This is a genomic window from Burkholderia cepacia ATCC 25416 (genome assembly GCF_001411495.1).
GTDB classification, from domain to species: domain Bacteria; phylum Pseudomonadota; class Gammaproteobacteria; order Burkholderiales; family Burkholderiaceae; genus Burkholderia; species Burkholderia cepacia.
In genome coordinates this window covers 113,563-139,310 of the sequence record NZ_CP012984.1, presented here as the reverse complement: position 1 = coordinate 139,310, position 25,748 = coordinate 113,563, and the positions used below count along the sequence as shown (strand labels likewise).

Below are 25,748 nucleotides of genomic sequence, written 5' to 3'. Positions count from 1 at the left end.
ATGTACGACGATCTAGTCCGCGAGGAAGACGTTACCTGGGCAGCGGTATTGATGGGGCTTGGCCCCGCCGGATTTGCGGCTGTCGAGGGTGATGACAGCCGACTCCGAGCAATGCTGCGACTCGACACAATCGACTTCGAGGCATGCCCGGGAAGTGGCAAGACGACTTTGTTGGTCGCAAAACTCGCAGTTCTAGCGATGCGCTGGCCAAGCCGTCAGCAGGGCATCTGCGTGCTGTCACATACCAATGCCGCGCGCAACGAAATCAGCGCGAAGCTCAGCAGCTCGGCGTTGGGTGTCTCCTTGACACGCTACCCGCACTTCGTCGGCACGATCCACGCGTTTGTGAATGAGTATCTCGCGCTGCCTTGGCTTCGGTCGAAAGGAGTCGAAGTGCGCTGCATCGATACCAGGATTGCACTTGCGAAGCGGTGGAACCTGTTACCCGCGAATCGGCGCTGGGCTTTGCAGCAGGCAAATCTGAGCGAGACCTGCCTGATTTACGACCAGACTGACTATGGCGGGGGCAAGACAGGCCGTTTCGGACCGCAGACGCCGACATATCAAGCGATGATCGATGCGCGTCGCCAGTCGAGCGAACAGGGATATTTTTGCTTCGACGAAATGTTCGTATGGGCCTGCGAATTGCTTGATCGGCATCCTGAGACGATTCCAATGCTACGTCGGCGCTTTCCGCTGGTATTCATCGACGAGGCGCAGGACAACAGTGAGGCACAATCGGCGCTGCTGCACCGCATCTTTTGCAGCGGCGACGCGCCGTCGCGCCGTCAGCGTTTCGGCGACTCCAACCAAGCCATCTACGAAAGCGCCAGCCAGAGCGGCGCCACGACGGATCAGTTTCCAGGCGCTGTTGTACATCCAATGCCACGCAGCTACCGTTTTGGTCAGAATCTTGCGGACCAAGTAAAGGGATTGGGGGTTACGCCGCATGCGCTAATCGGCGCCGGTCCACCGGATCACCTCAGCGCCGATCCTAAGGCGTCGGCAATCTTCCTTTTCGATGACGGGTCGGTCCAGAGAGTGCTGGAGCGCTATGGCCAGCATCTGCTGGATAGCTTCGATGCGGCTGTACTGGAAAACGGAGTGTTCACTGCAGTGGCTGGGGTTCACGAACCCGGAGACGACGATCGCATCCCGCGAGCGATGGGACACTATGTGCCCAGTTACGACCCGGCATGCGTTCGGAAGGAGTCTACGCCGAGCAGCTTCGCCCAATACCTTGCGCGGGCTCGTTTTGAGATGGCTGGCAGCAGAAACACGGGCAAACTTATCAACGCCGTGGCGGCGGCGCTCCTCGCCGCAAGCGAGCTTGCCGGCGTCCCGTATGGGGCGAGCGCACGAAAATCGCCTCATCGCCGGGTGGTCGAGATTCTTGGCGACAGCGACGCGAGATGCGAATATCTCGCATTGCAAGAAATCATCTTGACACACCAAGGGGATATCACCCCTGCGCTCTGCGCCGCGGCAGCACAAGCCCATATTGAGGCGGTGATCCGGCAACTGAGCGGTGCAGAGGTGCTCGGCGAGGATGTTGCCACCTTCTTAGCGCTGCCGCAGGCTCAGCCCGTAGCTGAGGGCGAAGCCGCAATTGCCGCGTGCGCAGACAATTTGTTTGCTTATCCGCCCGACGCCCCGCAGGTACACATTCGGCTGAGCTCGATCCATGCGGTGAAGGGCGAAACGCACACGGCGACGCTCGTCCTCGACAGTTTCTACCACGCGCATCATCTAAGCGAACTGAAGCCATGGTTGCTGGGCACGAAGTCAGGCGGCTTTTCGACAAACGCCAGGGGCCGGCAAGTCCCTGAAGGCCCGAGAACGCTCGGGCGGCTCAAGTTACATTACGTCGCGATGACTCGCCCGACCCATCTGCTGTGCTTGGCGATGCGAAAGGATGCGTTTGGGCCTGGGGAACTCGACACGCTGATGGGTCGAGGTTGGACTGTCATTGATTGCTGCTCAGATGCGCACGTACAAGTCTAGGCGTACAGCGATGGATTTTTTGCGGACTTGAGACATTCTCGTCGTGACGTGCAAGCCGAATGGCATCGAGCCCAATGGAGCGGCCCCACGTATCTGAGGACACGAGGACTCTCTTAAAATAACGGATAGTCTTGCGCCTATCGGTAAGCTTAGTCGTTACGTGGAAAGCATCGAAATTCTGACCGAGCCGGAGCGCCGTCGTCGGCGCACGGCGCAAGAAAAAATCGCCATCGTTCAGGAAACATTGGAGCCGGGAGCGTCGGTGTCGGCCGTTGCACGTCGGCACGGCGTCAACGCCAACCAAGTGTTCGGCTGGCGCAAGCAATCCCAGGAAGGCAGTCTGGTAGCGGTGAAGGCAGGCGAAACCGTTGTGCCGGCATCTGAGCTGGCCGCCGCCATCAAGGAAATCAAGGAACTGCAACGGCTACTAGGGAAGAAGACACTCGAGGTCGAAATCCTGAAAGAAGCCGTGGAATGGGGCCGTTCAAAAAACCTGATTGCGTGCTCGCCCTTGCTGCCGGGGGACGACCGATGAAGACGGTCTGCGAAGTTCTCGGCGTGGCGCGCTCTGCCGTGGCGGTGAAGCGAGCTCGCTCGTCTGACTGGCGCGATGGTCGCCGTGCCCGCATGACCAATGATGCCGGGCTGGTCGAGGAAATTCAGGCCCATGTGGCGCATCTGCCGACCTACGGCTACCGGCGTGTCTGGGCGCTGCTGCGCCGCAGTCGGGAGCAGACCGGTGCGCCGTGCATCAACGCCAAGCGCGTGTATCGGGTCATGCGGGAGCAACAGTTGCTGCTGCGCCGCCCTGGCGTGCGGCGAGATAAGCGGCGACATGACGGTCGCGTTGCGGTGGACCGCAGCAACACCCGCTTGGAGGCGATAGACCTGCAACGCTGCAGCGACGTTTCACCTCAAGTACAAGATCAGTTGCAGGATGCGCAAGGTGTCGCTGATCAGGGAGCCATTCGTGCACGGCCTCGTCGATGACGCATTCGACGGCGGCGTCCAGTCTGCCCCCGGTCGCCCTACCCGGCTGCCTTGGCTCTAATGTGCTGGCGACCGGATCTGCGAGGAAACGTCGACGCAGGCGATATACGGTGGTGCAGTGAACGCCTAATAGCTGTGCTGCTCGTTCAGCCTGCTGTCGGGAAAGCACGCCGTTGCCAAGCGGTCGAAGCACGGACGCAATCTTCGCTGCTCGAGCGGCCCGCTCTTCGATCGAAGCCATATGGATCCCTATCAATCCACGCGACACGTGCGCTAGCAGTATTAAAGAACACGTGCAACGTGCTAGCAACGTTAGTGAACATAGGCCAAGTTTCTGTTGCAGAAACGCAACGGCCAAGCAGCCGCCAGAAAACTTCAAAAAGCCCCTGTTCGCCAAGGCTTCTTTGAGAATTTCCGCTAGCAACGTTTCTGAACACGGCTAGCGCTAATAACGAACGCCTACACAGGCCGGCAACGCTGCCAGTGTGAAAGGCCTGGTCTATCTGTCCGCGCTGGTACCGGACGACGGCGAGTCCGTCGCCGACCTGCTGCAACGCCTCCACGCGCCGATGACCGGCCTCGCATCTGACGCCCATGGGCTAATCTGGCTCGACGATGCGCGAGCGTTTCAGCACGTCATGGCAGCGGACATTCCGCTCGAACAGGCTCGCGTCCTGGCATCGGTTCAACAGCCTGTCGCAGCGGCCTGCTTCACTGGGAAAATCCAGCACGCGGCCTGGCACGACAAGCCTGTCTGGTATCTGCGAACCACCAACGACAATGCGCTGAAGCCCGCCGTGCAGCAAGCCATTGCGCAGCACATCGGGGCAACGGTCACGTCGATTCGCTCCAGCCACATGTCGATGCTATCTCACCCGGACGAGGTCGCGAGGCTGATCGATCTGGCCGCCCGGAAGGCATCGCAATGAATTCCAGCGCGTTTCGACGCGCTTCACTCCTCCCCTGTCAGCGAGGCTTCAATGAATATCCTTCATCTCGATTCGAGCATGCTCGGCAACAGTTCCATCACGCGAGAGCTGTCCGCAGCCGTGGTAGCTGGTCTGCGGGCGCAGCATCCGTCGGCGCATGTGACGTACCGCGATCTCGTCCACGACGAAATCCGGCATCTCACCGGCCCGATCGCAGCAGGATTTCGGCAGATCGGCGTCGGTGCTCTCGACGACGCCACCGCGCGCGAACATGAGCTCTCCGAAGCACTCGTCAAGGAGTTTCTAGCGAGCGACGTCATTGTCATCGGTGCGCCGATGTACAACTTTTCGGTGCCGAGTCAGTTGAAAGCATGGCTCGATCGTGTAGCCCAGGCCGGGCGCACGTTCCGGTATACCGAAAACGGCCCGGTCGGCCTGGCAGGCGGCAAGCAGGTGATCGTAGCCTCTGCGCGCGGCGGATTTTACGCGGACGCACCGCTCTCACACATGGACTTCCAGGAAAGCTACCTGAAGGCGTTCTTCGGTTTCCTGGGCATCACCGACGTCCGCTTCGTGCGGGCCGAAGGAGCGTCGAAGGGTCAAGCCGTCCGGGACGAGAGCATCGCGCTTGCCAGGGCGACCCTGACCGACGTACTCGTCGACATACGCACGTCCGGTGCGCAAACCATCCAGTAACAGGAGTCGCTTATGCTGTTCGCCATCAAGCTCGACTACGTCCGTCCCTTCGAAGAAATCCAGGCGCATCTCGATGCTCACAAGGCGTGGCTCATCAAATACGCGCAAGCGGGAAATATCCTTGCCGCGGGCCCGCTGCATGGAGAAAGCGGCGGTTTCGTGCTCGCGTATGCGGGCCAACCACGGGATATAGAGACAATGATTGCCGAAGACCCGTTCCATATCCACGGATTGGCAAAGTTCGATGTTGTCTGCTGCGAACCTGCGATATGTGTGGCGGGTTTTCCTACGCACTGGGCAGCAGGTGCCAGGACGATCTGAACAGTTTCATTGACGACGCGTGCTGACGCTGCATCCCGATCAGCGCTCTAGGATATTATCCCAACGCTCATCAACACATCGCCACAGCGCCACGATAACCGCCAGGAGCGCGACATCGACCGTGCGCTCGCGGCACATTTTGCGTTTCCTTGTGGAGTTGGGTGCCCGGTTCGCGTTCGTCGGGCGTCAGTATTGGCTAGAGGGACGCGGCGACGAGTTTTTCATCGATCTGCTCTTCTGCTATCTCAGGCTTCGGTGCCATGTCGTCGTCGAACTTAAATCGATGCTGTTCAAGCCCGAATACGGGGCAACTGCACTTCTACCTTTCCGCGCCCGACGCGCAAGTCAAGGCACCGGAAGGCCAGCCAACTATCGGCCTGCTTCAGTGCAAGCAGAAAACTCGGCTGGCGGCGGACTATGCGCTGCGCGGCCCGACGAAACCGATCCGAGTTACGCCCCGATCTTGTGTCCGGGACTACAGGGGTCAACTCCAATTACCGCGCAATCATCGAGATCGTGTGCCGTCATCCTGTTCGGCATCGCGGTCATCACGGGTGCGACGCGCGCCCGAAATCGCGACCGGTCGTAGCGCGACGCGGCGCGCGTGCCGGCGCTCGCCAGATAGTAGGCAACGCGCGCGTTCTTTGCATGGGCGGCGACAGGTGCGCTACGCTCAACTCGGCCCTGTCTCGCGGGTCGAAATTTAAGCGCTTAAACACACTGGAACCGACCCCGCGTCCGACGGGGTCCATGACATGGAGGATGACGATGAACAGACGATCGATGCTGCGCTGGAGCATGTCGAGCGCGGCGCTTGCCTGCCTCGACCTGGCCGGTCCGCTGGCCGCCTTCGCACGACCCGCGCCGCACAGTGCGGCGGCGGCCGAGTTCGCGATGGGCGCCGACATCTCGACGTTGCCGGAACTCGAAGCGCATGGCGCCGCCTTCTTCGACCGCGGCGGCGCGCCACGCGACTGCCTGAAGATTCTCCGCGCGCACGGCGTCGATTCGATCCGGATCAAGGTCTGGAACGATCCCGGCAACCCGGATTTCTTCCCAGCGAACCAGAGCGATGCGGCGGGCTACAACAATGCCGCGCACGTCGTCGTGCTCGCGCAGCGCGCGGCCGCGCTCGGGATGCGCATCCTGATCGACTTCCACTACAGCGACTGGTGGGCCGACCCCGGCAAGCAATATCCTCCGCATGCATGGGCCGGCAAGAGCCTGGCCGAAACCTGCGCGCTGCTGTCGGCGTACACGACCGACGTGCTGCGCCGGCTGCAGCGCGCCGGCGTGAGCCCCGAGTGGGTGCAGATCGGCAACGAGATCACGGGCGGCATGCTGTGGCCGCTCGGCCGCTACGACCAGTGGGACAATCTCGCGCAGTTGCTGAAAACCGGCCACGACGCGGTGAAGGCCGTCGATCCGCGCATCAAGGTGATGCTGCACGTCGACAGCGGTGGCGACAACGGCAAGAGCCGCTGGTGGTTCGACAGCGCGACGCAGCGCGGCGTCGCATTCGATGTGATCGGCCTGTCGTATTACCCGCAATGGCAAGGCTCGCTCGACGATCTGCGCAACAACGCGAACGACCTAGCGGTGCGCTACGACAAGGAGCTGATCGTCGTCGAAACCGCGTATCCGTGGACCACCAGCGATGGCGATTCCGAGCCGAACGCGATGACCAACACCGGATCGACGACCTTTCCGCCGTCGCCGGCCGGCCAGGCCCAATTCCTCGCAGCGGTCGTCGATATCGTGAAGGGCGTGCCGGGCAATCGCGGCAAGGGCGTGTTCTGGTGGGAACCGGAATGGATCCCGACGCGCGGTGTCGGCTGGAAGCTCGGCGCGGGCGACCAGTGGGACAACAACACGCTGTTCGATTTCCACGGTCACGCGTTGCCGTCGCTCGACGCGTTCCGGCAGCGCTGACGCGTCGCGGCGTCGCGACTTCACCGCACCGGCGCATGCCGCGTCAGTGCGGTGAACCGAAGCCGCGGCGCGCACCGCGCGTGCCGTTCCCGCCGCCTGCGTCGCCCCGCCCGCCGTACGCATCCACGGCGAGCAGCACGCACGCCAGGAGCGCGAGCCCGCAGCATCCGGCGAACGTCGCGCGATAGCCGAACAGGTCGACGCACGCGCCCGACAACACACCCGATGCGATCGAACCGACCCGCGCGGTACTGAAGAACATCGCGGTCGCGGTGCCCGGGCGCGTCGGCATCAGGTCGCATACGTGCGTCATTCCGAGGCACGACGTGATCGCGACCACGCATGCGCTCAGCAGTTGCAGCGGCAGGATCAGGTTCACGCGCGTCACCGCCGCAAGGCCGATGAAATACGCCGCATGCACGAGCGCGCATGCGGTCAGCCAGCGCGCCTTGTCGAGGTGTGTCGAGCGGATGCCGAGCCACAGCATCATCGGAATCTCGAGCAGCGCGGCCAGCCCGAGCGCGGCCGATACGTTCGCCGGCGTGCCGCCGAGCGCACGCACGATAAAGAGCGGCAGCACGATCATCGTCGCGTTCGCCACGAGGCCGATCAGCGTCAGCGCGACGAGGGTGCGCAACACGCTGGCGCGCGACGCGACGACGATCGCCGCACGCGCATCGTCAAGCGGCGGCGCAACGCGGGTCACGGCCGGCAGGTGAACGGTCGCGGGCCGGCGCGCCGGCTCCGGGATCCGCGCGACGATCGCCGCGCATGCGACGAAGCCCGCGGAAGCCGAAAGAAAGAGCCCGGTAAAGCCGGTCTGCGCGAGAATCAGCGCACCGAGCGCGGGACCGAACACCCATGCGATCGACAGCATCGTGCGTAGCGCGGCCGACGCGAGTTCGCGCTGCGCATCGTCGGCGACGGGCAGCACCGCGCGCGCGAACGAGAAGATCTGCGACAGCGACACGGCGCCCGCGCCGAGCAGGATCGTGCCGGCGGCGATCACCGGCCCATGCGCGCGCAGCACGCACAGGAGCGCGAAGCCGAGCGCGGCAGCCGCGAGCGACAACACGAGCAGCGGCCGGTGCCGCTCGCGTCGATCCGACCAGCGCCCGGCCCACGTGCTCGCGACGACGCCGCTCGCCGCGATCGACGTCATGAAGACGCCGGCGAGAAACGGCGACATCCCCGCCGCTTCCACACCGAACAGCGACAGGTACGGCGCGGTAAACGACATCGCGATGCCGAGCATCAGTGCCGCCGCTGACAGCGGCACGAAGTACGCGATCCCGGCCAGGCGCGCGAAATGCAGCCGCAGCGGACGCAACGATTGCACCGCGTCAGTCCGGCTCGACCCAGGCGGCAACGTCCACCGCGCCGAGTTCCCGGCCGCCGAGCACAAAGCGCGCACCGTCCGGCGCGGGCAGCAGGCAGGGTGCGTCGCCGTAGTTGAACGCGAACGTGACGCGCCCGCGTCGACGCAACCGCACACCGTCCGGGAGCGCCCGTACCTGCAACCCGGCATCTCGCGCGCAGCGGGAGACGATCGCGCGCAACAGCGCGCGGTCGAAACAGGCGGTCGCCATCGTCACGTGAGCGCGCCGCACGAGTGCCGGCACGCCGTCGTCGCACGCGGCGAGCACGTCGACGCCCGGTGCCGCTTCCCTGTCGATGTGATCGCGCCATTTCAGCGCATGGCCGTCGACGCCATCGAACGAGACACGCGGCGCGAGCGATGGCCGCAGCGACTCGACCTGGCCGATCCTCACCGGCAGCACGTCGCGCAGCTTGCCCGGTGCGAGACCCGGCGCGATCGCGAATGCCGCGGTGCGTGAACCCGTGCGCGGCCCGAACAGCCAGTGGGCGAATCCGCCCGCAACCTGCTCGACGATGCGATCCGTGACGACCGGCAGCGTCGGCGCGACGACGAGCGCATAACGCGACAGGTCGGCGCCGGCCGCGACGATGTCGACGTCGAGGCCCAGCTCGCGCAGCGCGCGATACCAGTCGAACGCGTGCTGCTGATAGTCGAAGTCGGCGCCGTGCGGCTGGATCCGGATCATCCAGTCGGCCTCGTAGTCGAACAGCAGCGCGACGCGGGCCGTCTCACGCGAACCGCCGACGAACGCGGGATCCAGCGCGGCCAGTTCGCACGCCACACGCGCCACTTCACGACCGCCCGGCGACAGCCGGTCGTCCGGTGCGTTGAGCCCCGAATGCAGTTGCTCCTGCGCATGCGGATACTGCCGCCAGCGGAAATACGACACGAGCTCCGCGCCATGCGCGAACGCTTCCCACGTCCACAGCCGCACCGCGCCTGCGTGCGGCACCGGGTTGTACGGCCCCCAGTTCACCGGCCCGGCCTGTTGCTCCATCACCCACATCCGCCCGTTGCCGATGCCGCGATACAGGTCGTGCGAGAACGCCGAAACGTCCGGGTGGCCGGTACGAGCCCAGCGCCGCTTGTCCGCTTCGTCGAGCGGCAGTACTTCGGTACGCGGGACCGGATAGCTGTCCCACGCAGCGACGTCGAGCCCGCCGCGCGCAAACGCATGGTGATCGAACTCGGTAAAAAAGCCCATGAAGTTGTGCAGCACATCGCGGCCCGGCGCGTGCGGACGGATCGCATCGACCTGCACGGCGTGGAACCGCGCGACCTCGTCCGACTGATAGCGGCGGAAGTCGAGCAGATGGGCGGGATTCGCATCGGTCGGCGTATGGCGCGGCAATTCGATCTCGTCGAAACCGCGATACTCCATGCTCCAGAACACGTTGCCCCATGCACGATTCAGCGCATCGATGTCGCCATAGCGCACGGCGAGCCACGCGCGAAACCCTTCGAGCGCCGCACGCGTATAGCTCGGCAGCGTGTTGTGACAGCCGAGCTCGTTGTCGGTCTGCCATGCGATGACTGCCGGATGCGTGCCGTAGCGTCGCGCCATCGCGTCCACGATGCGCACGCAGTGCTCGCGATACACGGGGCTCGCGATGTCGTAATGGCGGCGCGAGCCGAACTGCCACACCGCGCCGTCGGCGGCCACCGGCAGCATCTCCGGATGACGATCGACGAGCCATTTCGGCGGCGCGGCGGTCGGTGTGCCGAGCACGATCTTCAACTGCTGACGCGCGAGCGTGTCGATCGCTTCGTCGAGCCATGCCCAGTCGTAGCGGCCGGGCGCCGGCTCCATCCGGCTCCACGCGAATTCGGCGATCCGCACGCGCGTCAGGCCCAGTTCGGCCATGCGCAGCGCATCGCGCTCCCATTGTTCGCGCGGCCAGTGTTCGGGGTAATAGCAAACGCCGAGGTGCATCGTGGATTCCTTGCTGAAGAAAGAGGACGGGACGGATCAGCCCTTCGTCGCGCCGAAAGTGAGCCCCGCGACGAAATGCTTCTGCATCGCGAAGAACATCGCGACCGACGGCAGCGCGGCGAGTACCGAGCCGGCCGACACGATGTTCCAGGCGGTCGTCCACTGCCCCTTGAGCGCGGCGACGCCGACGGTGATCGGCGCCGCGTCGTCGCCTTGCGTGAGGCACAGTGCCCAGAAGTAGTCGTTCCACACGAACGTGAACACGAGGATCGCGAGCGCGGCGAGCGCCGGCCGCACGAGCGGCAGCACGACGCGCCAGTAGATCGCCCACTCGGACGCGCCTTCGACGCGCGCGGCCTCGATCAGCTCGAACGGCAGCTCGCGGATGAAGTTGCGCAGGAACAGCGTGCAGAAGCCGGTCTGGAACGCGGTATGGAACAGCACGAGCGCCCACACGGTGTTGTAGAGACCGACGCCGAGCATGATCTGCCGCACCGGGATCATCAGAATCTGGATCGGCACGAAGTTGCCGGCGACGAACAGCCCGAGCAGCACGAGGTTGCCGCGGAACCGGAAGTTCGCGAGCGCGTGCCCGGCGAGCGACGCGAGCAGGATCGATGCGGCGACGGACGGCACCGTGATCAGAACGCTGTTCGCGAAGTAATGCAGCATCGGCGTCTGCGCGAGCGCGGCGCCGTAGTTGTCCAGCAGCGCAAACTGTTTCGGCCAGTCCCAGTAATGACCGGCGATGATCTCGTCGGTCGAGCGGATCGACGTGACGAGCACCGCGAGCAGCGGCACGAGCCACAGCGCGAGCGCGCACGGCAGCGACAGCCGGTACAACCAACGGGCGGGACGTCCCCAGCGGGACACGGGCATCGGATACATTTTCGCGATCCTTATGATTCGACGCGCACCAGCTTGCGCAGCTGCCACACGATGTAGACGAGCATGATCGCGAACAGCACGACCGCGATCGCGGCGGAATAGCCTTCGCGGTAGTACTTGATCGACTGGTCGACCATGAAGTAAGCGAGCACGGTCGAGCTGTCGAACGGGCCGCCGCCCGTCATCACGGAGATCAGGTCGAAGCTGCGCAGCGCGCCGATCACGGTCAGCACGACCGCCATGAAGGTCGCGGGCCGCAACTGCGGCAGGATCACGTGCCACAGCAGCGTGAAGCCGCGCGCGCCTTCCATCCGCGCCGCCTCGACGATCTCGCCGTTGATGCCGGTGAGCCCGGTCAGGTAGAGGATCATGCAGAACGGAATCTGCGGCCACAGCGCGGCGGCGATCACGCCGTAGGTCGCATAACGCGGATCGCCGAGCACCGGGATGCCGTGCCCGACAATCAGCTTCAGCAGCCCGAACGTCGGATCGTAGAACCACGAGAACACCAGGCCGACGACGACGCCCGGCAACACGAACGGCGCGAAGAACAGCGACTTCAAGAGCCGGATCCCGAACACGTTCTGGTTCAGGTATAGCGCGAGTGCGAGGCCGAGCGGCGGTGCGGCGAGGAACAGCACGAGCCACAGCACGTTGTTCTTCAGCGCGACGTAGAACGTATCGGACTGCAGCAGCTCGCGATAGTTGTCGAGCCCGGCGAACATCATCGGCGTCATCCCGTCCCAGTGATGGAAGCTCAGCCAGATGCTGCTGACGATCGGGTACAGCACGAACACGGTGAAGAGCGCGAAACCCGGCAGCACGAACCACAGGGCCGCGCGGTTGCGCCGCCGCGCGAGCGACGCGCGCGCAGGCCGCTGAGGGCCGGCATCGCGGCGCGCGGCGCTTTCGGACAGGCTGGTTGACATGAGATGGCCTTCGATGAAACGAACGTGACGGTGACGAGGTGACGATGAAGCACCGGGCCGACATCCTCGCCGGCCCGGCCGCGCGGCGCATTACTTGCGGTAAATGCGCTTGCGGGTCTGCTCGAGGCGCTGCAGGATCGCATCGAGCTGCGCCGGATCGGACAGGAACTGCTGCATCGCCTTCATCCCCTCGTCGGCCATTTCCTTCGTCATGTCGCGGTCGTAGAACTGCGCGATCCCGCCCGGCGTCGTCGCGAGCGTATGGAAGCCGATCTTCGAGATCGGGTCCTGCGGCTCGGGCGCCTTGTTGTTCGACGGCAGTTGCCCCATCCCCTTCGCGAACTCGCCGCTGACCGCCGGCTGCCCCATGAACGCGAGGAAGCGTCGCGCATCGGTCTTGTTGTGCGCCTTCGCGGGGACGATCAGCACGTTGACCGGGCCGTCCTCGGCAAGCGGCACCGACGCGTCGATCACCGGGAACCGGAAGAAGCTGATCGGGTTGCGCGTCGCGCTCAGCAATCCGGCCGAATACCACGTGCCCATCAGCGTCATCGCGGCCTGGCCGTTGACGATCAGCGGGCTCAGCGAATCGACGTCGTAGGACAATGCGTTGTCGATGAAATACTTGTCGTCGATCAGCTTCTTCCATGCTGCGTACACGGCCCGCACGCGCGGATCGGTATAGGCGACGTCGCCGGCCATCAGCTTCTGGTGGAACGCATAGCCGTTGATCCGCAGGTCGAGGTAGTCGAACCACGCGGCGAGCGTCCATGCATCGCGCGCGGCCACCGCGATCGGCGCGATGCCGGCCGCCTTCAGCTTGCGGCACGCGTCGAGAAACTGCGGCCAGTCGGCCGGCTCGCCGTGAATGCCGGCCTTCTCGAACAGGTCCTTGCGATAGAACAGCCCGTACGCGTCATAGCCGAGCGGCAAACTGTAGAGCTTGCCGCCGTAGGTCGACGACTGCTTGACGGACGCATACGTATCGCTCCAGCCGTTCTTCTGCCAGTCCGCGCTCAGGTCCTCGATCAGCCCGCGCTTCGCGAAATACGCGAGCCTTTCGCCGTTGTTCCAGCTCAGCACGTCGGGCGGATCGGTCGCGAGCCAGCCGGACATCTGCACCTTGTATGCCTCCTCGCCGACGTAGCTGACCTTCAGGTCGATGTCCGGATTGGCCTTGTGGAACTGGTCGAACGTCGCCTGCCACGTCGCGCGCTGGTTGCCGCGCGCGGCGACGTTAACTTTCAACGTGCCCGCGTCGGCCGTCCCCGCGGCGCAGACCGCCGCAGTCGTCAGGGCAAGCAGCAGTCGGCTCGCACGAAGTCTCATCGTTGTCTCCTGGTATTGGTGTGTTGAATGCCGCGTCGCGCGCGGCGGGGCGGCCCTACGCCACTACGCGAACGCCGCTTCGGCGTGAATGGCCGGCAACGCGATGCCGGCTTCGTCGAACAGGTGGCACCGCGACGGCGGCACGTGGAATGCGTGGCGCTCGCCGCGCCGCAACGTGGCCTGACCCGGCAGTTTCGCGAGCAGCGGGACGCCGTCGGGCTGGTCGAGATGCACGTACGCGGCTTCGCCGAGTTGCTCGACGAGCGCGATGTCGCGGACGATCGACGGCAAGCCGGCATCGCCGGACGCCGCGATCGTGAGGTGCTCGGGACGGATCCCGAGCAGCACGCGCGCGCCGCAGCCGACGTGGCGCGGCAGCGGGCGCTCGCGCAGCGTCAGCGTTTCGCCCGTACGGTCCAGCGTCAGCCGGCAGCCGTGCGCATCGCACGCGTCGACGATGGCCGGCAGAAAGTTCATCCGCGGCGAGCCGATGAAGCCGGCGACGAAGCGGTTGGCCGGCCGGTGATACAGCTCGAGCGGCGCACCGGCCTGCGCGATGCTGCCGAAGCGCGCGACGTCGTCGCCAGCATGCAGCAGCACGATCCGGTCGGCCAGCGTCATCGCCTCGATCTGGTCATGCGTGACGTAGACCGAACTCGATTGCGTGAAGCGCGCGTGCAGCCGCGCGATTTCGACACGCGTCTGGCCGCGCAGCGTCGCGTCGAGATTCGACAACGGCTCGTCGAACAGGAACACGCGCGGCTCACGCACGATCGCGCGGCCGATCGCCACGCGCTGCCGCTGCCCGCCGGACAAAGCCTTCGGCTTGCGATCGAGCAGTGCTTCAAGCTGCAGCACGCGCGCGGCCTCGGTCACGCGGCGGCGGATCTCGTCCTTCGGCGTGCCGGCGATCCGAAGCCCGAAACCGATGTTGTCGAACACGGTCATGTGCGGAAACAGCGCGTAGCTCTGGAACACCATCGCGACGCCGCGCTCCGCGGGCGGTGTGTCGTTAATTCGTGCGCCGCCGATCCGCAGCTCGCCCTCGGTCACGTCCTCGAGACCGGCGATCATCCGCAACAGCGTGGATTTTCCGCAGCCCGACGGACCGAGAAACACGCAGAATTCGTGCGACGCGATCTCAAGGTTCACGTCACGCAGCACCGGCGCATGGTCGCCGTAGCGCTTCGAGACGTCCTTCAATGAAATGGCGGTCATCGCGCTCTCCTCCAGCCCGTCATACGCATCGGATCGGAAAATTTAATCGCTTAAATTTCAGTGGCGCAAATTGCCCGGTTCGCCGTACCATGTCGTCTCCTTCCTCTGATGTGTCGAGAAATTAGCGTATCGGCTGTCCCTGTGCAACTTGTGGGACAGACTCCCAGAATATGAGCAGACACTCTCCCGCTTCACTTCCGCTGCACCATGCCGACAGGCCGACCGGAGGCCGCGCTTGGTGACGCTCGCGCAAGTCGCACAGCGCGCGAACGTCACGGCGGCGACCGTCTCGAACGTGCTGCGCAATCCGCAGAAGGTGAAGCCAGCGACCGTCGAACGCGTGATGGCGGCGATCCGCGAACTCGGCTATCGGCCGAACCTGACTGCGCGCGCGCTCGCAGAGGGCCGCACGTCGACGCTCGCGCTAATGCTGTCGAACATCACGAACCCGTTCTACCCGGAGTTCGTGCTGGCCGCCGAACGCGAGGCGCGCAAGCGCGGCCATTACCTGCTCGTGTCCAATACCGACGACGATCCGGCGATCACGCGCAACTACCTCGAGCGGATCGCGGGGACGCTCGCGGCCGGCGCGATCGTGATGAACACCGATCTCGCCGAAGCGGAGCTCGCCGACATCGCGCGTCACGGCGCATCGATCGTGCTGTGCATGTGGGAACGCGTGCATGCGTCGCGCACGTTGCCGTGCGTGACCGTCGATTTCGCGGCGGCGGGCGCGCTGGCGGCCGCGCATCTGTCCGGGCTGCGGCATCGTGCGTTCGGCGCGCTCGTCGGCAAGGGGTCGGGCGGTCCGCAGTCGGTGAGGCTGCGCGGTTTCGCCGACGAACTCGCGGCGCGCGGCCATCCGGCCGACGCGCTGACGGCCGTGTCGGCGCACGATTCGATCGAAGGCGGCTACGAAGCGGCCGCCGCGCTGCTGCGCGAGAAGCCCGGCCTCACCGCGCTGTTCGCGACCAACGACCTAATGGCGATCGGCGCGATGCAGGCGGCCGCCGATCTCGGCCTGCGCGTGCCGGCCGAGCTGTCGGTGGTCGGCATGACCGATATCCAGCTCGCGCACCAGTTCCGCCCGGCGCTCACGACCGTGCGGTTCCCTACGTCGCAGATCGCCGCGCGGGCGATCGCGCTGACGCTCGACATGATCGACGGGATCGAGCCGGGTGCGGCCGTGCATACGATCGGAGCACCCGAACTCGTCGTGCGCGAATCGACCGGGACGGCGCCGGACTGACGGCTCGACACGCACCGTGTGCGCGTGCGGTGTCTGCGCCGGGAACGAACGGCGTGGCGTCGGTCGCACAGGTTCCGTTGTCGCGAATCCGAAAACCAGCCATCACCGAACCTGACCTGCGGCGGAATTTTGTAGCCAGTCAGACAGTGAGTCTCGTGTCGATATTGTTGGAATCCAGCCTGGCTCGACGGACCGTGGCGGGAGGTTGATAGCGATGCGCGCTATGGGGCTGTTGATGGCGGTGTAAAACCGCGCTTAAATGGCGGTGCAATGCTGAGTGATTCGCTCAAGTACGAAGGGGCCCTCGGGCCCCTTTGACGTGATGCGGCGGTGGCGCTGTTCAGAACGGCGGGTCGAGCTTTCGCGTTCGGATACCCGGTCGTGACGTGCGCTGCTCACGCAGCTGTTCGTGGAGTTGGGCGCCGTAGAAGTCGGTGATCACGGCGAGCAGATCCTCGAGCAGTTCATACGCAGCCAGCGCCTGTTCGGGCGTCCAGTCGTCGGGCACGACGAACGGCAGGCCACGCCGGCGCCCGGAGGGCAGCAACGGTGCGCGGCTCATGACGTCGGCCCCTTCTTTGCGGCAGGTTTGCGCGTCTTGCGCTGCCGGGCCCGCGCTTCGTTGCGCTCGCGGGCCTCTTTGAGCCGATACGATTCGCCTTCGATCGAGATCACCTCGGCGCGATGCACGAGACGGTCGACCAGCGACACTACGCAGGCGGCGTTCGGGAACACCTCCGACCATTCCGCGAACGGCTTGTTGGTCGTCACGATGGTCGATCGGGCCTCATATCGACGGCTGACGAGTTCGAACAGCAAGTCGGCGTGGCGGTTCGAGTACGAGAGATAGCCGACCTCGTCGATCACGAGGATGTCCGGCGTGGCATAGTGATGCAAGCGGCGGCGCAGCGCCGAATCGCTGTCCAGTGCCGCGAGTTCGCCGAGCATCTCGCTAGCCGACTTGAACAGCACCGTGCGGCCCTGGATCAGCGCATGGTGCGCGACGTTCTGCGCCAGCGTCGATTTGCCCACGCCGTTCGGGCCGATGAACACGATGTTGGTCGCGTCGTCGAGGAACGAGAGCGACATCAGGTCCTCGACCGCCGCGCGGTCGATCCGCTTGGGCCAGTCCCAGTCGAAGTCGGTCAGCGTCTTGAACTTGCTCAGCTTCGCGGCGCGAATGCGCCGTTGCAGTGATCGATGGGCCCGTTCGTCTTCCTCCCACTGCAGCAACGGCGCAAGCCAGGTGGAGCCGTCGACTTCGGACCAATGCTCGACGAGGCCGTTCAGGCGTAACGCCCTGGCGCGCGAACGCAGCATCTCATTGTTGTTCGGGGTCGACGTCATCCTTTTTCTCCGCAGTCAGTTGATCGTAGGTATCGAGCCGGTGCGGCTGGACGGGCGCATCCTTGCGCCGTACGTGCTCCGGCAGATTCATGGCAACGGGAGGCGGTGCGCCGCGCGCGGCGCGGCGGCGCTCCAGCGCGGCCCGTACGGTATTGGTATGCGCCGATCCCGCACGCAACGCGTCTTCGACGGCGGCCTGCAATTCGGCAGCGCCGTAGCGGTCGAGCAGGCGTAGCAGCGAGCTCGTCAGCCCGCCGACGCTTGCGCCACGTTCGGCCGCACGGATCAGCAGGAGCTCGCAGGCCGGTACCGCTCGGGTCAGGCTGTTGACGCCGCGGTGCTGCCGGGCTTCGCGTTTGAACTGCTCGAGCGTTTTAAGGTGCTGTGGGTCTTCGATCTGTTCGGCCCGGTCGTAGCAACGTCGATGGCTGGCGATCATCTCGGCACCGTCGAACACCCGCACCTGGTTGAGGTCGGCCCGGACGGTCAACGTGCGACGCACGTGGGTATGCGGGATCGTGTAATCGTTCAGGTCGAAGCGCACGTACGGCGTCTTGCCCACCTTCACGGCCAGTTGCTCTTCGACGGGGTATGGATTGTCGGGCAACGTCAACAACAACGGCTGCTCGCGAGCGAACGCTTCGCGCACGGTCATCGTGCGATCCTCAGGGCATGGCCGGTCGGCCGCCTGGGTACGGCACCATTGCTCGGCTTGCGCGTTCAGATCATCGAGATCGGTGTACTTGCGCGCGGCGAAGAAGGCTTCTCGAACATGGCGGATCGCGCGTTCCACGCGTCCCTTCTCGTTGCCGCGCGCAACGGCGACAGGCCGAGGCTCGAAGCGGTAGTGGCCGGCGAACGCGAGCAGCGTCGGATGGAAGCGGATCGCATCACCAACGCGCTCGAGCACGGCCGATTTCAGGTTGTCGTACAGCAGGACTCTTGGTAGTCCACACCATGTGTTAAACGCGCCGATGTGGCCGCGCAGGAAGTTCTCCATTCGCGCATCAAGGAAGAAGCGCAGGTAGATATCGCGCGAGTATGAGAGCACCATCACGAACGCCATCAGTGGCCGAAGTGCCCCCAATCGACCTGGGCCTGCTCGCCGGGGAGCGTGCGCAGACGCAGGAAGGCCTCCGCAGGTTTCCGGGGGCGGTGCAGTGAGATCAGATGCCGGAAGTGGTCCGGCGCCCCTTTGTAGCCGCGCTCGCGAACCATCACATAGAGGCGGCTGGCCGTCAGCGTTGGGTATTTCGTCAGTGTCTGCCGGATGAACGGCAGGTACGGTTCGATCATCGAGGGTTTCGGCTGCGGCCCAATCCGGGGCAGCCCGGCATGGGCAATCACGCGCTGCGCCGTCTCACGATGCACGCGCAACTGCTTGGCAATGGTGCCGCACGGCCATTTCTCGGCGTAATACAGGCGCAGGATCTGCGCTTCGAGTTCAACCGGAATCGTCATCGGGGTCTCCGCGATCAGGGCACCGCCCGAAGGAGGCCCCTTCGGAGCGAACACGACGGGGACCGCGACGGCGCACGAAGCCGGTTCGCACCAGTGGCAGCAACAAGCCGCCGCAGCAATGGCAACGCAACGGCTGCGCCGCCGCCGGATGGGCGGCGGCGTTGGCGAGTGCAATGGCGGCGTCACGGTCCGGTTGCAGTACACCATCGGCGGGCACGTCAGGTGAACCCTGATGCGTCACTTTATTGCGCCGAGCCCGATAGCGCTTGGCTCGAGCCGCGTGAGCAACGCGCCCACGGCGCGTGCGCTGATAGCGTCGTCCAGCCTCGCGCACACGGTCACGGCGTACGTCGGCGGCGCAATTCCGGCAATATCGATTGCCGCGATCGCACCGGCGGCAGATGAAGACCTGCGCCCGGCAACGGGCGCACAGGTACAGGCGGCCCGTGGGCGGCTGCATTGGCGGTTCCTCGAGAACGCCAAAGACGAGGAGTCGACTGAGGTCGACGGGCCGCGCGAGCAATGCGATACTGATCGCTCACACGGCTCTCCGGCCGGCCGACGGGCCTGCCATCTGGATCCTATGTGGAGGTGCGGCACCGTACTGGACTTGGCGGTTGAGGCCGGTGCCGCGCCTGTTGTTCTTCTTCGGCAAACGCCTTTCTACCATGCGCATCGCCCAATGCGACGCGGGGCGCGTCTCCAGTCACCCTACGGGCTCCTTACGTCGCGCCCCGCATCAACATCCCGCTTCCGACAGGTTGGTCGCGTCCAAAACGCCGACTTTTACATTTGTGTCATGCCGCCGCGACGTGACGCCGCCGGAAAAGCGCGGATTTTGACCGCCATCGACAGCGCTCTATGCGAAGCGGATCCTGCCGAGTACCGCGTCCGACAACGCCGTCCTGTCAACCAGTCAACGAGCCTAACAAGAAGGCCTTTCGGGCCTGCTTGCACAGCCGGCGACGGTGGGGTTTCGAGCCGACCAGACCTTCTGACAACGACCAACGATCTTCAAGCGAGGGGTAGACAGTATCATATTGATTTGTATAGATATTTATTGAGGGTCGCATGGCAAAGCCTTACTGGGCTTAAAGGCGGCTAACCGGAAAAATGCATGGAAATCAAGAGCACCCCAAGAAGCCTTCGCACGCCGCGTTATGGGGCGAGCAGCCCTTGCACGACATTGAACGGATCAGATTGGCCTCCCGTATCCGGGTAAGCCAGCCTGGCCAACGATAGTGACGCGCCGGGTTGCAAGCATGCTTCGACCAGGCGGCGTTTCCCATCTGGATCGAACGACCGTTTGCCGTGCGGCGAAACGTGCATCACCTTCAGGGGCAGGTAAACGAGGTCAATCGTGTCAGCTGTCATCGTGGTTGCGTCCGCAAGTGTGAGTTGCGGACGCAATCGTGGATCGATTCAGCAGTGCCGGCTAGGTGCGGAGGATTTCGCGCTTACGCATCAGGCGTTTTGATCCTAATTTGGCCCCTACCGAAGACGTGTCCCCATGTCGCTCAAATCTGCGCAGGGATCGTGATGCTGCTCGGGCAGGACAGCGTCGCGCCGGTATCCGGAATCCCCACTACTTGTCCGTTCGAACCGGTCGAGGTCGTCGCGCTGCTGTGGCTGCCCAGTTGCAATTCGCCGTCGGTCACGGAGAAGGCCTTACCGCCACTGATCTGGCTATTGGTGATGCTGATTCCCGTGTCGCCCGATTTTGGCACGCCCATCAGGCTGTTCGAGAGCCCGATTATGGCGCCTTGCTGCTTGGTGGCGGTGGCGATCACATTGTCGATGGTGACGTTGGCGATGATCGGCAGGGCGCCGCCGGTGCCCGAGGCGTAGGCGTAGGTGAACAGGAAGGGCTGCTGGACGTTGCGCATGCAGGTGTTCCGGTAGGTCACGCCGGTGGTGGCACCGCTGTCCTTGGCGGTCTGGTCGGTCTTGATCCGGTAGCCGTAGTCGGTGCCGCTGAACTGCATCGTGTCGACCGTCACCTGCGAGACGCCGGGCTTGGCGAGCGTGGTGCCGGCCGCCTCCTGGCCGCCGATCGAGATGCCATGACCACCGCCCACCACGCAATGGCTGACGTTGACGCTCGAGGTGGCCGCCCCGCCCGCGTTTGACTTGATGGCGATATCGTCGTCGCCGGTGTCGAGCAGACAGTTCTTGATGGTCGCCGTCTGGGTGCCGATGATGTCGATCGCGTCGGTGTTCGGCGCGAGATCGTCACCGCTGGCATTGCGGTTCGGATTCGCGTAGATCCACACGCCGTCGATCGTGACGTTCTTCGAGCCCGATTCAATCACCAGTTGCTCCTTCGGCGAGTTGCGGATGATCAGTGCGCTGCCGGTAGCATTGGACGAACTCGGGAAGGCCACGATCGACTGCGATTTGCCGGCATCGGTGAAGTTCGAGCCAATCTGCAGGTTTGAGCCGGTGATGGCGATCAGTTTGGGCCGGGCCGTATTGTTCTGCCCGACTGCGGCAGGCCAGTAGTCCTGTCCGTCGCCGTCGATCGCGCCGGTGCCGGTAATGGTCAGGTTGCTCAGATTGCTGCCGGTCAGCATCGCGCCGCTCGAGGGCTGCGCGGGCGAGCCCTTCAGCGTGAAGCCCTTCTCCAACTTCAGCACGATATTGTTGGCGAGATTCACGCTGGTGATGACCGCCGTCGAGATGCCGTTGTTGCTGGCCAGGTCGACCAGGCCCGGACTGCTGCTGGTGCCGCTGGCAGCGCACTGTTGGATGGCGTTCTGCAGATTCGTGGTGTTGGTGCTGGCCGAACTGCTCCACTGCGGCGTGCAGGTGGCCGCTTGCGCGGACGCTTGCACGGCGAGCGCGGCCAAGGTGGAGAGCCTTAGGACGAGGCGCGTGCTGCTTTTGCCTTTCATTGGTTTTCCTTGTATTTAAAATAAGAGAGCGAAATAGGTGCAGCCGGCAAGCAGTGGGGGGGGTAACCTATGAGTCGCAATTCGCCGCCGGACGAACCTCGGCCGGGACACAACACGTATCCCAGGATACTGCTCAGGGCCTCGGATTTTTCTCGAATCCCTGCGCACTAACACGGATCGGTGACCATAATGATCCTCAGTTGAGAACGTTGGCAAAGTGATGGCACTGACGGGAGTGCGAGCAGCAATCACAATGGCGCCGCTGTTTATGCGATAACCGGGCGTCAAACAAGTTGCATCTCCCGGCGGCCCCTCATGTACAAAGCAATTTATGAAATATGGCTTTCAAATTCACTTAATTATACGCGGCATAGTCATTGACGTGCATCCAGCAACTGCAGATTTTTGATCAAACAATAAATAAAAGATGCAATAGCTCTAGATCAAATATCGACTCTCCAGCGCGCCCTCATTCTCGCCGCACTAGCAAAATTCCGGAGTTCTTTTTGAAATTCATCGATCAAATTCTTACGCGAATATTAATATTCGTCGTTTTTGTAATTATTTTGAAAATTTAGGTCTCTCTTCTGTATGCACTAGTAATAACTGCATAGACATACGATCGGTTATGTCGTCAGCCCCAGACTCTCCCGGTACTCAATCTCACTGAGTGCGCCATGCGAGAACTTGACCGAACCAAGGTGATGCTGATCGCCGAGATGGGTTGGAAACCCGGGCGTGCAGCGTAACGGATCGGTCTGAGCGTTCGCCAAGTCAACCCGCTGATGCGGCGCTATCAGGAAGTCGATGACGGAGGCTGGCTCGTGAATTCGCCGCCGACGTCGTCGGCCGAAGGTCTGCCAGCCGCGAGCGCGTCGGGCACGTCCGGCCTCGGGGTAAAGACGCATTGTCAATGATTTATGGTGTGCGCACTGTCGGCACTGGTCTTCGTCCATCGCCCAACCTGCCATGCCGTACACCCCGTTGCCGCCCGCGACAACCGGCGACTCTTCGACGGACGGGATGCCGTTCATCCGGCGCTTCACCTGCAATGACGTCGACAGCCTCGCCGAATGCACGCACGGCTGGTCGATCCACCTCGATCAGCTCTCGCCTGGGCCTTTCCAGGGTACCGTCCATGCGATCCGCCTCGACGAGATGCAGCTCCTGAGGGAACGCGTGAATCGCTCGCTGCTGAAACGTGGCGACCAGTGCGCCGGTAGCACGTCGTTCAGCATCCCGCTGGAAACCTCAGGCACCGGATACTGCGGCGGCTCACCGCTGCGCGACAAAGCGCTGCTTGTCTCCAGCGGCACATCGCTGCCGGAGTTGCGCACCCCGGACCACCAGGACGTCGTATTGCTGACTGTCCCAACCGATACGCTTCGCAGGCTGGTATGGCTCGGCGATAACGATGGCGAAGCCGGCGGAACGCCGTCCAGCGAAACCAGCATCGCGCGCGTGCCGGTGGCCCGCTACGAAGCGTTGAAATCCTTGCTGGTAGCGGGTTTCAGCGCTGCAGACACGTCGGAGCAGCGCCTTGCGCGTCTGCAGACGCGCAAGGCGCTGCGCGACACTATTCTGATCGAACTCGTCGACGCGCTTGAAGCGGCCGGCCGGCCCGTTCGGCTCGATCCATCCGCGCGGCGTCGCATCGTCGACCGCGTGCGCGAGCTCGTGATCTCGCAGCCCGGCGTTCCACTGACCGTGCTCGACGTATGCCGTGCGGTGGGCGCGAGCCGGCGCAAGCTGCAGTACTGCTTCGAGGAAATCCTCGGCACGCATCCTGCGTGGTACTTGCGTGTGGTACGGCTCAACGCGGTGCGTCGCGAACTGCGCGAACATTCCCCGGCGAGCGCTTCGGTCAGCGACGTCGCGTGCCGCTGGGGCTTCTGGCACCTGAGCCGATTCGCGTCGCACTACCGGGAACTGTTCGGCGAACTGCCGTCCGATACGCTCAAACGCCCCCCACGATAATTACCAAAAGCGGATAACGCGCCGGATTTTGACGTTCCTAGACTCCGTACACATTTCAACTGTACGGGAAACGGCACGATGAAAGTCCTAAGACGCCCGCATGGCGTGCGGCACTGTCGCACACGCACCACCGTCGTCGCGATCGGCACATTGGCGGCAACGCTCGCATGTCAGAGCGCTGGCGCGCTTGAAAACGACGGCCCGATCACGCCGTTCGGCGTGTTCGATTTCGGCGCGGGGATGACGCCGCCACCCACGCCCAACGGCACGCTCGCCACACGCTTCGCGTACTACTCGACGCACACGATGCGCAACGGCGGCAATGCCGACTTCTCATTAACAGCCGCGTCGTGGAGCCTCGCATACATCAGAATGACAAACGCGAGGCTGTTCGGCGCGAACGTCGGCTTCGGTGCGATCGTGCCGTTCCTGAATCTGAACGGGCACGTGAACGTACCGACGCCCGCGGGAACGCTCGCAATGTCGGCCGATCCGACCAATATCGGCGATGCGGATTTCCAGCCGCTGATTCTCGCGTGGACTTTGCCTAATCTGTTCGTCAACGTCGCACTCCAAGTGCAGGCGCCAACGGGAGCCTATCGGTCCACTCGACTTTTCAATCCTGGCGTCAACCACTGGACCTTCTCGCCGATCATCGGCGCAACGTACATCACCGACAGCGGATTCGAAATCTCGACCAGCATCGAGGTCGATCAGAACACGACGAACCGTGCAACGAACTATCGAAGCGGCACCGGGTTCCGCCAGGAATTCGCGCTCGGACAGCACATCGGCCCGTTCACCGCCGGCCTCGGCGGCTACATCGAGCGGCAACTGAGCAACGACCACGGCCCGAATGTCGACGGCAACCGCGCGCACGTGAACGCGGTGGGCCCCGCGATCAGCTATGTCGAACAGGGAAAGCCGGCGGTATGGCTGCACGTTTACAAGGAATTCGGTGCGCAAAACCACGCGCAGGGGTACCAAATCGCGCTGCGTGCCGCGCTGTCGTTCTGATGTTCTGATTCGGGAGCAGTCGATGAATCCGCTTTCTTCCGCGCATACCGCGCCATATTCACGTGCCGCTAGGCAAGCCGGCGCCAGCCAGGGTGCTGTGCTGCTGCTCGGCAGCAGTCTCACCGTAATGGGCGCAGTCATGATCGCGCCGATCCTGCCGAAACTCGCGGCGGACTTCGTGCCAGCCAACCCGCGCCTCGCCGCACTCGTGCCGCTCGTCGCGACGGGCCCCGCCCTTGCGATCGCGCTGTGCGCGCCGCTCGCCGGCTGGCTTGCCGATCGCGTCGGACGCAAGATGCTGCTTTTGCTAGCAACGCTCGTGTACGGGCTGGTCGGCGCTGCGCCGGCATGGCTCGACAGTTTCACCGCGATCCTCGTCTGCCGGTTCGCGCTCGGCGCCGCGGAAGCGTGCGTGATGACGTGCTGCACGACGTTAATCGGCGACTACTGGCACGGTGAACAACGGGTGCGCTACGTGAACCGGCAGGTCGTCACGATCGGTGTCGTCGGCACGATTTTTTTCGTGCTCGGCGGCGCGGCCGGCGAGCACGCATGGCGCTATCCGTTCTATCTTTACCTGCTGCCGATCCTGCTCATACCTGCGATTGCCGCCCTGCTGTGGGAGCCGCTGCGTCATGGTCGGCCCGCCGAGCCGGGCGACGGCGGCACGCCGCTGTCCGGCGGCAAGCTCGCGTCGACGCTCGCCATTGGCTATCTGCTGATCTGCGTCGGAATGGTCAGTTCCTTCGTGGTCCCGGTGCAGATGCCGCAGCTGATGATCGACATCGGGCAGCACTCGTCGACGATGATCGGTGCGGTCTCGGGTATCGGTTTGCTATCGACGCTGGCCGGCTCCATCGCATGGCCATGGTTGCGCGACTCGCTCGGCCGGCGCTTCGTCAATGTCGCGCTCCTTGTGCTGCTTGCGGTGGGTCTGTATCTGCTTGCGAGCGCCAATACGGTGCCGGCCATCGTCGTGGCGGTCGTGATTCACGGCTTCGGCGGCGGCATGCTGGTCCCAAACGCAATCCTGCCGCTGATGCGCAGGCTATCGCTCGCGATTCGTGGCCGCGCCCTGGGCGGTTTCACAGCCGCGCTCTATTTGGGCCAGTTCCTCAGCCCGTTGGTCGTGCTCGGATGTGCACAGGCGTTCGGCGGACTGCGTCCCGCAATCGTCTCCATCGCGTCCGGTACAGCCGCCACGGCACTGCTGTGGTTGCTGCCGGCATTTCGTAGCCGCGGCGACGATTGAT

At 64.1% G+C, this 25,748-nt stretch carries 18 protein-coding genes and 5 pseudogenes; 11 read left to right on the top strand and 12 right to left on the bottom strand.

Annotated features, from left to right (window positions below):
• The 7 genes and pseudogenes from APZ15_RS38120 (at position 1) to APZ15_RS38095 (ending at position 6,872) form a co-directional block, all read left to right on the top strand.
• Complete coding sequence (locus tag APZ15_RS38120; RefSeq protein WP_027791961.1) at positions 1-2,004, top strand: UvrD-helicase domain-containing protein; 2,004 nt, start codon at positions 1-3, stop codon at positions 2,002-2,004.
• 169 nt (positions 2,005-2,173) lie between these two features.
• Positions 2,174-2,877: pseudogene (locus APZ15_RS40575) on the top strand (transposase); the annotation flags it as partial.
• Positions 2,878-3,455: 578 nt separating this feature from the next.
• Positions 3,456-3,923, top strand: a pseudogene (locus tag APZ15_RS38110) (alpha/beta fold hydrolase); the annotation flags it as partial.
• Positions 3,924-3,974: 51 nt separating this feature from the next.
• A complete protein-coding gene (locus APZ15_RS38105) occupies positions 3,975-4,619 on the top strand; it encodes an FMN-dependent NADH-azoreductase (protein WP_011548495.1) in 645 nt (214 codons plus the stop codon).
• A gap of 12 nt (positions 4,620-4,631) precedes the next feature.
• A complete protein-coding gene (locus tag APZ15_RS38100) occupies positions 4,632-4,940 on the top strand; it encodes a YciI family protein (protein ID WP_011548496.1) in 309 nt (102 codons plus the stop codon).
• Between the two features lie 93 nt (positions 4,941-5,033).
• Positions 5,034-5,416: pseudogene (locus APZ15_RS41975) on the top strand (PDDEXK nuclease domain-containing protein); the annotation flags it as partial.
• A 292-nt stretch (positions 5,417-5,708) separates the two neighbouring features.
• The gene (locus APZ15_RS38095) at positions 5,709-6,872 is read left to right on the top strand and encodes a glycoside hydrolase family 53 protein (protein ID WP_011548497.1); all 1,164 of its coding nucleotides are present in this window, start codon (positions 5,709-5,711) and stop codon (positions 6,870-6,872) included.
• A gap of 43 nt (positions 6,873-6,915) precedes the next feature.
• Here the strand turns inward: APZ15_RS38095 and APZ15_RS38090 are convergent, their stop codons facing one another.
• The 6 genes from APZ15_RS38090 to APZ15_RS38065 all read right to left on the bottom strand — a co-directional run bounded on the left by APZ15_RS38090 (position 6,916) and on the right by APZ15_RS38065 (position 14,550).
• The gene (locus tag APZ15_RS38090; RefSeq protein ID WP_011548498.1) at positions 6,916-8,211 is read right to left on the bottom strand and encodes a sugar efflux transporter; all 1,296 of its coding nucleotides are present in this window, start codon (positions 8,209-8,211) and stop codon (positions 6,916-6,918) included.
• A gap of 4 nt (positions 8,212-8,215) precedes the next feature.
• The gene (locus APZ15_RS38085) at positions 8,216-10,186 is read right to left on the bottom strand and encodes a beta-galactosidase (protein ID WP_027791963.1); all 1,971 of its coding nucleotides are present in this window, start codon (positions 10,184-10,186) and stop codon (positions 8,216-8,218) included.
• A 36-nt stretch (positions 10,187-10,222) separates the two neighbouring features.
• Positions 10,223-11,074 carry a carbohydrate ABC transporter permease gene (locus APZ15_RS38080; RefSeq protein WP_011548500.1) on the bottom strand — a complete coding sequence of 284 codons (852 nt, stop codon included), beginning with the start codon at positions 11,072-11,074 and terminating at the stop codon, positions 10,223-10,225.
• An 11-nt stretch (positions 11,075-11,085) separates the two neighbouring features.
• Positions 11,086-12,003 carry a carbohydrate ABC transporter permease gene (locus APZ15_RS38075; protein WP_011548501.1) on the bottom strand — a complete coding sequence of 306 codons (918 nt, stop codon included), beginning with the start codon at positions 12,001-12,003 and terminating at the stop codon, positions 11,086-11,088.
• A gap of 90 nt (positions 12,004-12,093) precedes the next feature.
• Entirely contained in the window at positions 12,094-13,332 is a 1,239-nt protein-coding gene (locus APZ15_RS38070) for an ABC transporter substrate-binding protein (protein WP_011548502.1), read from the bottom strand.
• 63 nt (positions 13,333-13,395) lie between these two features.
• On the bottom strand, positions 13,396-14,550 hold the full coding sequence (locus APZ15_RS38065; protein ID WP_011548503.1) for an ABC transporter ATP-binding protein: 1,155 nt from the start codon (positions 14,548-14,550) through the stop codon (positions 13,396-13,398).
• A 235-nt stretch (positions 14,551-14,785) separates the two neighbouring features.
• Here APZ15_RS38065 and APZ15_RS38060 point away from each other — a divergent pair, with 235 nt between their 5' ends.
• Positions 14,786-15,799, top strand: a complete 1,014-nt coding sequence (locus APZ15_RS38060; RefSeq protein WP_011548504.1) for a LacI family DNA-binding transcriptional regulator — start codon at positions 14,786-14,788, stop codon at positions 15,797-15,799.
• Between the two features lie 340 nt (positions 15,800-16,139).
• On the opposite strand, the gene APZ15_RS38055 is transcribed toward APZ15_RS38060, so the two are convergent.
• From APZ15_RS38055 to APZ15_RS40555, 6 genes and pseudogenes are all read right to left on the bottom strand, one after another.
• Positions 16,140-16,361, bottom strand: coding sequence for a hypothetical protein (locus APZ15_RS38055; protein WP_011548505.1), 222 nt, complete (start codon positions 16,359-16,361; stop codon positions 16,140-16,142).
• Positions 16,358-17,146 (bottom strand): IS21-like element helper ATPase IstB, encoded by a 789-nt coding sequence (gene istB / locus APZ15_RS38050; protein WP_011694462.1) that lies wholly within the window; start codon positions 17,144-17,146, stop codon positions 16,358-16,360. Before istB ends, APZ15_RS38055 begins: the two co-directional genes overlap by 4 nt.
• Positions 17,121-18,607 (bottom strand): annotated as a pseudogene (istA, locus tag APZ15_RS38045) (IS21 family transposase). The gene istB and the pseudogene istA overlap by 26 nt, the downstream one beginning before the upstream one ends.
• 1,236 nt (positions 18,608-19,843) lie before the next feature.
• Positions 19,844-19,981 (bottom strand): annotated as a pseudogene (locus APZ15_RS42475) (IS66-like element accessory protein TnpA); the annotation flags it as partial.
• A gap of 143 nt (positions 19,982-20,124) precedes the next feature.
• Complete coding sequence (locus tag APZ15_RS38035; protein ID WP_011548508.1) at positions 20,125-21,501, bottom strand: glycoside hydrolase family 28 protein; 1,377 nt, start codon at positions 21,499-21,501, stop codon at positions 20,125-20,127.
• A 626-nt stretch (positions 21,502-22,127) separates the two neighbouring features.
• Positions 22,128-22,535, bottom strand: a complete 408-nt coding sequence (locus APZ15_RS40555) for a hypothetical protein (protein ID WP_226113972.1) — start codon at positions 22,533-22,535, stop codon at positions 22,128-22,130.
• Between APZ15_RS40555 and APZ15_RS38030 the strand changes: the two genes are divergently transcribed.
• From APZ15_RS38030 to APZ15_RS38020, 3 genes are all read left to right on the top strand, one after another.
• Entirely contained in the window at positions 22,525-23,478 is a 954-nt protein-coding gene (locus APZ15_RS38030) for a helix-turn-helix domain-containing protein (protein ID WP_226113973.1), read from the top strand. The genes APZ15_RS40555 and APZ15_RS38030 overlap by 11 nt on opposite strands.
• A 78-nt stretch (positions 23,479-23,556) precedes the next feature.
• Entirely contained in the window at positions 23,557-24,495 is a 939-nt protein-coding gene (locus tag APZ15_RS38025; RefSeq protein ID WP_011548511.1) for a SphA family protein, read from the top strand.
• A 22-nt stretch (positions 24,496-24,517) separates the two neighbouring features.
• Positions 24,518-25,747, top strand: a complete 1,230-nt coding sequence (locus APZ15_RS38020) for an MFS transporter (RefSeq protein WP_011548512.1) — start codon at positions 24,518-24,520, stop codon at positions 25,745-25,747.
• Position 25,748 lies beyond the last annotated feature (1 nt).